The organism is Cupriavidus sp. 8B (assembly GCF_054589115.1).
The window spans coordinates 22,947-30,069 of the sequence record NZ_BAAILO010000424.1 but is presented as its reverse complement, the minus strand read 5'-3'; the positions used below and the strand labels follow the sequence as shown (position 1 = coordinate 30,069).

General features: G+C 65.8%; 6 protein-coding genes and 1 pseudogene. 3 read left to right on the top strand and 4 right to left on the bottom strand.

Annotated features, from left to right (window positions below; translation table 11 throughout):
* Nucleotides 1-336 precede the first annotated feature (336 nt).
* From ACYP5B_RS40110 to ACYP5B_RS40100, 3 genes are all read right to left on the bottom strand, one after another.
* On the bottom strand, nucleotides 337-1,992 hold the full coding sequence (locus tag ACYP5B_RS40110; RefSeq protein ID WP_459573359.1) for an acyl-CoA synthetase: 1,656 nt from the start codon (nucleotides 1,990-1,992) through the stop codon (nucleotides 337-339).
* Between the two features lie 160 nt (nucleotides 1,993-2,152).
* Nucleotides 2,153-2,824 (bottom strand): SH3 domain-containing protein, encoded by a 672-nt coding sequence (locus ACYP5B_RS40105; RefSeq protein ID WP_459573356.1) that lies wholly within the window; start codon nucleotides 2,822-2,824, stop codon nucleotides 2,153-2,155.
* Nucleotides 2,825-2,855: 31 nt separating this feature from the next.
* Nucleotides 2,856-3,023 (bottom strand): hypothetical protein, encoded by a 168-nt coding sequence (locus ACYP5B_RS40100; RefSeq protein ID WP_006164149.1) that lies wholly within the window; start codon nucleotides 3,021-3,023, stop codon nucleotides 2,856-2,858.
* A 192-nt stretch (nucleotides 3,024-3,215) separates the two neighbouring features.
* On the opposite strand from ACYP5B_RS40100, the gene ACYP5B_RS40095 reads away from it, so the two are divergent.
* Nucleotides 3,216-3,770 carry a YbhB/YbcL family Raf kinase inhibitor-like protein gene (locus ACYP5B_RS40095; RefSeq protein ID WP_400100376.1) on the top strand — a complete coding sequence of 185 codons (555 nt, stop codon included), beginning with the start codon at nucleotides 3,216-3,218 and terminating at the stop codon, nucleotides 3,768-3,770.
* Between the two features lie 341 nt (nucleotides 3,771-4,111).
* Nucleotides 4,112-4,660 (top strand): annotated as a pseudogene (locus tag ACYP5B_RS40090) (NAD(P)/FAD-dependent oxidoreductase); the annotation flags it as partial.
* Nucleotides 4,661-4,797: 137 nt separating this feature from the next.
* Here ACYP5B_RS40090 and ACYP5B_RS40085 read toward each other — a convergent pair.
* Complete coding sequence (locus ACYP5B_RS40085) at nucleotides 4,798-5,592, bottom strand: SDR family NAD(P)-dependent oxidoreductase (protein ID WP_459573355.1); 795 nt, start codon at nucleotides 5,590-5,592, stop codon at nucleotides 4,798-4,800.
* Between the two features lie 246 nt (nucleotides 5,593-5,838).
* Between ACYP5B_RS40085 and purT the strand changes: the two genes are divergently transcribed.
* Nucleotides 5,839-7,044 (top strand): formate-dependent phosphoribosylglycinamide formyltransferase, encoded by a 1,206-nt coding sequence (purT, locus tag ACYP5B_RS40080; protein ID WP_400100380.1) that lies wholly within the window; start codon nucleotides 5,839-5,841, stop codon nucleotides 7,042-7,044.
* The last annotated feature ends 79 nt before the right edge of the window (nucleotides 7,045-7,123 follow it).

Sequence of the window (7,123 nt, the reverse complement as noted above, 5' to 3'; positions counted from 1 at the left end):
CCGACGAGGAGTCTTTCGCCGCATCCGGGTCGCCTTCTTTGCCTACTTTCTTGGCGAGACAAGAAAGTAGGTCGCCTCCCCGCAGGGGAGGTGAAAGTGCCTTTGACTTTGACGTTAAGCAGTTGAATTTGCAGTGAAGCAGCACGGATGGTGAACAAGTAGGCATCCGAGAGCCAACGCCACATCCAACACCGGCCCTCACCCGCCCCCACTCGACACGGTTGTTCTCCCGCGCGCGGGACAGGGGAGCACGACAACGCAGATCCGGCTCTGTCAGCAAGCCGAGGGCGCTGCCAGCGCCCCATGTTTCCTTCGCCGGCAGCCGTGCCGGCAACGCTACGCCTGCCCTTGCGCCTCGCGTTGCCGCGCCACTTCCTGGTTGCGCAGGATAAAGCGCTGGACCTTGCCGCTCGGCGTCTTCGGCAACTCGGGCACGAACTCGATCTCGCGGGGATAGGCGTGGGCGGCGAGCCGATTGCGTACGTGCAGACGCAGTTCCTCGGCCAGCTCCGGGCTCGCCTTGTATTGCGGGCCGAGCACGACAAAGGCCTTGATCAGTTCGGTGCGCTCCGGATCGGGCTTGCCGATGACCGCGGTCTCGACCACCGCCGGATGCTCGATCAAAGCGCTCTCTACATCGAACGGGCCGACGCGGTAGCCGGAGGTGGTGATGACATCGTCGGCACGGCCGATGAAGCTGATGCTGCCATCGGGGTTGAGCTCCGCGGTGTCGCCGCTCAGGTAGTACTTGCCGACGAAGGCGCAGGTCGGCGTGCCGTGGTAGCCGGCGAACCAGGCCATCGGCGATTGCTCCAGGTCCAGCGCGAGCGTGCCGGGCTGGCCGGCCGGCAGCTCGCGTGCGTCGTCGTCCAGCACCACCACGCGATGGCCCGGGCTGGCGAAGCCGGCCGCGCCCAGGTGCACCGGATGGCGCAGCGCGTGGTGATTGCACAGCACCATGCCGAGTTCGGTCTGGCCATAGTGATCGTGGATGGTGACGCCGAGCTTGTCGGCGAACCAGCGGATCACTTCCGGGTTGAGCGGCTCGCCCGCGCTGCTGACCGCGCGCAGCTTGCCGTGCAGCGGGCCGGCCACGGCCTCGCCCGCCGCGATCAGCAGGCGATAGGCGGTGGGCGAGCCGGCCAGGTTAGTGATGCCGTACTTGTCGATCACCCGGCATGTGCTCTCGATGCTGAACGGGCCGTCGTAGAACGTGGTGGGATGCCCCAGGGCCAGCGGCCCGGTCACTGCGTAATACAAGCCATAGGCCCAGCCGGGATCGGCGAGGTTCCAGAAGGCATCCTCGGGACGCAGGTCGACCGCGTCGCGCATATAGCCCGCGAACGCGGCCACGGCCTTGAGCGGCACCAGTAGCGGCTTGGCGGGGCCGGTGGTGCCGGAGGTGAACATCATCAGGAACGGATCGCCGCCAGTGCGCATGACCGGATCGAACCGGGCCGGCTGGCGGTCAAGCTCCGCCCAGAAACTGAAGTCTCCGCGCGCGATGCCGCGCCCCTTGGCGCCGCCCACGGTGAGTACATCGGGGCAGTTCGCCAGCTCATCGAGCTTGCCGCGATTGGCGCCGTCGGTGACCACGAGCCGGGCGCCGGAGGTTTGCAGCCGATGCTCGATGGCCTTGGGGCCAAAGGCTGTGAACAACGGCTGGTAGACCGCGCCGGCACGCCAGGTGCCAAGGATGGTGACAAGCAGCTCCGGTGTGCGCGGCAGCAGGCCAGCCACACGGTCGCCGGGGCCGATGCCTTGCGCCGTGAGGAAGTTGGCGAACTGCGCGGAGAGCTTCTGCAACTGGCTGAAGGTATAGGTCTCGCTGGTGCCGTCGCGGCTCTCCCAGAACAGCGCGATGCGCCCGGGCAGGGCATGGCGGTCGCAGCATTCGACGCAGGCGTTGACGGCATCGAGCTTGCCGCTCAGGCGCTCCGAGATCGATGCCTCATAGGAAAAGCCGGCGATGGCCTCGGCGTAGTCGCGCATGGTGGTCTCCTGGTTTTCTTGCATGAATCGCAGCCCTCCATATGGACAGGGGGTGCGCAAAATTCTGGGCCACGCCGGCGTGCCCGGCAATGGCCAGAATTTCCAGGCTGGCTGAACCCGTTTGCCAGTGTGCGTCGCGCGGGGTCGTCCGCAAGCGATGCTATCGGCCGCCGTGGCCACCATGGCCGCCGCCGTGGCCGTGACCACCACCACCGCCGTGACCACCACCGCCGTGACCACCACCACCGTGACCACCACCACCGTGACCGCCACCACCGTGACCGCCACCACCGCCACCGCCACCGCCGTGACCGCCGCCACCATGACCGCTTCCGCCTCCATGACCCGGCGGTCGGCCGGGCGGATAGCCACCCGGCGGGCGCCCGTGTACTGGCGGATATCCCGGTCCCGGCCCATATGGCGGGCGATGCGCCCAGTATCGCTGGTCGTGGTACCAGGGCCGGCCGCGATAGTAGTTGCCCCAGTAGGAGCCGATGGAGAACGTGATGATGGGAAGGCCGATCACGGTGCCGTAGTTCAGCACCGGAACACTGCCGCCCTGGTAGGGGTAACCAAGCTGCCCGGCATAGACCCAGCCACGCAGGTTGGGCAGCGCCACGTCGCACCATGTGTACTGGCTGACGCACCCCATCACGGTGAGCGGCACGCCACCGGACAATTGCGCGACCACCGGGTAATCCGGCGCGGGTCCGGCACGCAGGTTGACGGGGCCGGCGGTATAGGCTTGGGCAGGCTGCGCGAGCGCCACACCGGGCGCGGCGAGCAATGCGGTGAATCCCGCCAGAACGCATTTAACGGCCCGTCGGCGCATCAAGGCCTCCGCAGCCGCTGGTGATTGCGGTTTACCCCACCACGTGCCAGGGCGAGACGGAGAACGCCACCATCAGGACCGAAACGATGGCGGGCGCGCCATATTTGATCGCGAGCGATTGGGAGAGTGTGCCGAGCAAGACATAGAGGCACACCAAGCCAATAGCGCACATGAAAACAAGGCTTTGATAATCTTGCATGGATGTCTCCTTTAGTCGTTATATTTTTAACGTTATATCTAATGACATCGTCCGTACGCAGTAAACGCCTTGAGCACGATCAAGCCCATATTAAGTCCGGGCAATCGTGAATGCCAGAGGGTATACGCGCACCTTGCATGGCGCGCGGCGCATACATTCCACTCATTTCATTTCCATTGGGATGCGACACAAATGAAACTCACCAGAACACGCCTCGCACCGCTGGCCGGCGCATTGCTTTTTGTTATTGTCGGCGCGGCACAGGCGGCGGGCATGCAAGTGTCGTCCGCATCGTTCGCGGACGGCGCCACAATCCCTACGCTGCATGGCAACAATACGTCCGATTGCGGCGGTAAAGGCGTGTCGCCGCAGGTGTCGTGGTCGAATCTTCCCGCCGGTACCAAATCGGTTGCAGTGCTCTTATCGGATCCCGATGGCAATATGGGCCTGGGCGTTTCACATTGGGTTGCCTACAACATCGCCGCCGATCGCGGCCAGTTGAAGGAGGGCGAGGGCCAGGCCGATGGCCATGGCGCGACCCTTGGCAAGAATGTGCGCGGTGAACAGATTTATCGTGGACCTTGTCCGTCGGTTGGTGATGCGCCGCACCATTACACCTTGACCGTCATCGCCACGGACCTTGCGCCAACCGCGCTGCCGCCCGGTCTGAGCAGGGAGGAACTGATGCAAGCGCTGAAAGGCCATGCGCTTGGCGGCCAAAGCGTCGTTGGAAGATATGCGCGCTAAGCGGCCGCGTATCGTTTTGAGCGCATGCTTCATGAGCAAGCCACCAAGGCAGTAAGCCATCAGCAATAACCTTTAACCGATCAGTCATAACCCAGAAAGCAATACGCCATGACCCGCCACGCCGGTGCTTCGCGAGTGTTGTCCGCGCGGCGCCGGTCCTCTCAGGGCCGCAATCGCCGCCGCCGCCATTGATGCGCCAACGTGATGTCGAGCATCACGCAATGATGCTTGGCGCGTCCGATCCCCTTGCTACGATCTCGCGCTGCCGACTCAGGCAAGGCGCATCGTCGCCGCCTGAGACGACCGAGGTACTGGCAATGCGTCCGCAAAGAATCCCTTGGGCATCCCCCGCGCGCAACACCATCGTAGTGGCGGGCGGCGGCTTCACGGGCATCGAGACGGCGGCTGAAATGCCGGCGCGCCTGCGTGAAGCGTTGGGCGAGGATGCCGACGTGAACGTCATCGCTGTCGATCGCCACGACGAAGTCGCCGCCGAGCTAGGCGCCGGTCCGCGTCCGGTCATCACGCAGGCGCTTGAAGAACTTGGCGTGACCTGGCGGCTAGGCGTGACGGTGGCCTCCGTGGACGAGAACGGCCTGACCACGGCCAACGGCGAGCGTATCGATGCCAAGACGGTGATCTGGACGGCGGGCGTGCGCGCCAGCGCGCTCACGCAGCAGATCCCGGCCGAGCGCGATGCATTCGGCCGCCTGCATGTGGACGGCCACCTGCGCGTCAAAGGCGTCGATACCGTGTTCGCCACCGGCGACGTCGCCTACGCTGCAACGGACGATGAAGGCAACCATGCCGCGATGTCGTGCCAGCACGCGATGAACCTCGGGCGCTCCGCAGGGCACAACGTTGCCGCGGACCTGCTCGGCCTCGCGCCAACCCTTGGCCGGCGTATCGCGGTCGCCGCGACGGTGCGTGGAGCGCTCGGCGAGCCACTGCATCACGCCAGACTCAATGCATGGCGCATGCGCCGGGGACGGGAGATGGGCTCGCCCGGCCCCGGCTGCCTCCGGACTCAGGCGATCGTATCCACGACCCCGCCGTCCACGCGCAGCGCGGCACCGGTAGTGGCCGAGGCTTGCGCAGAGCAGACATAGACGATCATGTTGGCGACTTCTTCGACGCTGGCAGCACGCTGGATGATCGAGGTGGAACGGTGCGCCTTTACGAAGTCCGCGGCCACGTCTTCCGCGGATTGCCCCGAGCTTGCAATGGCATCCTTGAGCATGTCGGTGACGCCCTCCGACAGCGTGGGGCCGGGCAGCACCGCGTTGACGGTCACGCCGGTACCGGCGAGCCGCTTGGCCAGCCCGCGCGAGATGGCGAGTTGCGCGGTCTTGGAGAAGCCATAGTGGATCATGTCGGCGGGGATGTTCAGCGCCGATTCAGACGAGATGAACACGATCCGTCCCCATTTACGCTCGGCCATGGAAAGCGCATAGGCCCGCGACAGCCGCACGCCGGACATGACGTTGGTTTCGAAGAAGCGGGTCCACTCGCTGTCGGGCGTCTCGAAGAAGTCCTGCGGCTGGAAGATGCCAAGGTTATTCACCAGCACGTCGACCCGGGGATGCTCCGCCACCAGGTGGGTGCACGTTGCCGGGTCGGCAAGATCGCCGACGAAGCCCGTGACATCCGCGCCGGCAACGGCGGCGCGCAGCGTCTCCAGGGCCTTGCCCACGGTGGCCTCGCTGCGGCCGTTGATGATGACGCGGGCGCCCGCGCCGGCCAGCCCCTTTGCCGTCGCGAAGCCGATCCCGGCAGTGGAACCTGAAACAAGGGCGATCTTGCCCGTGAGGTCAATCTTCATGTTCATTCCTGGTTGGGGGGCCTGCCGAGCGCAGACCAACTGACCCAGTGTATTGGCTGTGTGGATTTCGGCAAGGCAGTGCCGGACAATTCACCTTTCGGCTTTCTCGAACGATGGATGCCACTGTCCGGTAGCCCGCCGATGTGGTGAAAGCCTCACGAGGCTCGCCCGTCTACCGTGCCTGCCCGGGCGCTCCCTTTCCCTGCACGTACAATCCCTGTTTTTACTTGATCCCAAGGGTCCCACATGACCACTATCGGCACCCCTCTGTCGCCCGGCGCGACCAAAGTCATGCTGCTGGGCTCCGGCGAGCTCGGCAAGGAAGTCCTGATCGCGCTGCAACGGCTCGGCGTTGAAACGATTGCGGTGGACCGCTATGCCGATGCGCCCGGCCAGCAGGTGGCGCACCACGCGCGCACCATTTCCATGAGCGACCCGGACCAGCTCAAGGCGCTGATCGAAGCCGAGAAGCCGGACCTGGTGGTGCCGGAGATCGAAGCCATCGCCACGCAGATGCTGGAGACGCTGGAAGCCGCCGGCGTGGTGCGCGTCATCCCCACGGCGCGCGCGGCGCGCCTGACCATGGACCGCGAAGGCATCCGCCGCCTGGCCGCGGAGACGCTCGGCGTGCCCACCAGCCCCTACAAGTTCTGCGACTCGCTCGAAGAACTGCAGGCGGCCATCGATGGCGGCATCGGCTACCCGTGCGTGGTCAAGCCGGTGATGAGCAGCTCCGGCAAGGGCCAGAGCAAGATCGACGGCCCCGCGGACGTCAAGGCCGCATGGGACTACGCCATGGCTGGCGGCCGTGTCAGCCACGGCCGCGTGATCGTGGAAGGCTTCATCGACTTCGACTACGAAATCACGCTGCTGACGGTGCGCGCGATCGGCGCCGACGGCCAGGTGCAAACGCAGTTCTGCGAGCCGATCGGCCACGTGCAGGTCAGCGGGGATTACGTGGAAAGCTGGCAGCCGCATCCGATGCATCCGGCCGCGCTGCAAAAATCCCAGCAGATTGCGCAGGCCGTCACCGCCAACCTGGGCGGGCAGGGCCTGTTTGGTGTGGAGCTGTTCGTCAAGGGCGAGCAGGTCTGGTTCAGCGAAGTCAGCCCGCGTCCGCACGACACCGGCATGGTGACCATGATCACCCAGTGGCAGAACGAGTTCGAGCTGCACGCGCGCGCCATTCTCGGCCTGCCGGTGAGCACCGCGCTCAAGAGCCCGGGCGCCAGCGCGGTGATCTACGGCGGCGTGGATGCCAAGGGCGTGGTGTTCGACGGCGTGGACGAGGCGCTGCGGGTACCGCAGACCGAGCTGCGCTTGTTCGGCAAGCCGGAGAGCTTCACCAAGCGCCGCATGGGCGTGGCACTGGCGTACGACGCCGATGTGGAAACCGCCCGCGTGCGCGCCAAGGAGGCGGCAGGCCGCGTCAAGCCGCGCGTGGCAGGCTGAGCCAGCGCTGACTTGCAGTGACCGCCCGGGACGCGGTGGCATAGCTGGCCGCCGCGCAGGGCACCCTGATTTGCTGTGT

What these genes read in the sequence shown, in the direction of transcription:
- ACYP5B_RS40110 (WP_459573359.1), bottom strand. Translation starts at nt 1,992, where the DNA reads ATGCGCGACTACGCCGAGGCCATCGCCGGCTTTTCCTATGAGGCATCG.
- ACYP5B_RS40095 (WP_400100376.1), top strand. Translation starts at nt 3,216, where the DNA reads ATGAAACTCACCAGAACACGCCTCGCACCGCTGGCCGGCGCATTGCTT.
- purT (WP_400100380.1), top strand. Translation starts at nt 5,839, where the DNA reads ATGACCACTATCGGCACCCCTCTGTCGCCCGGCGCGACCAAAGTCATG.
- ACYP5B_RS40100 (WP_006164149.1), bottom strand. Translation starts at nt 3,023, where the DNA reads ATGCAAGATTATCAAAGCCTTGTTTTCATGTGCGCTATTGGCTTGGTG.
- ACYP5B_RS40105 (WP_459573356.1), bottom strand. Translation starts at nt 2,824, where the DNA reads ATGCGCCGACGGGCCGTTAAATGCGTTCTGGCGGGATTCACCGCATTG.
- ACYP5B_RS40085 (WP_459573355.1), bottom strand. Translation starts at nt 5,592, where the DNA reads ATGAAGATTGACCTCACGGGCAAGATCGCCCTTGTTTCAGGTTCCACT.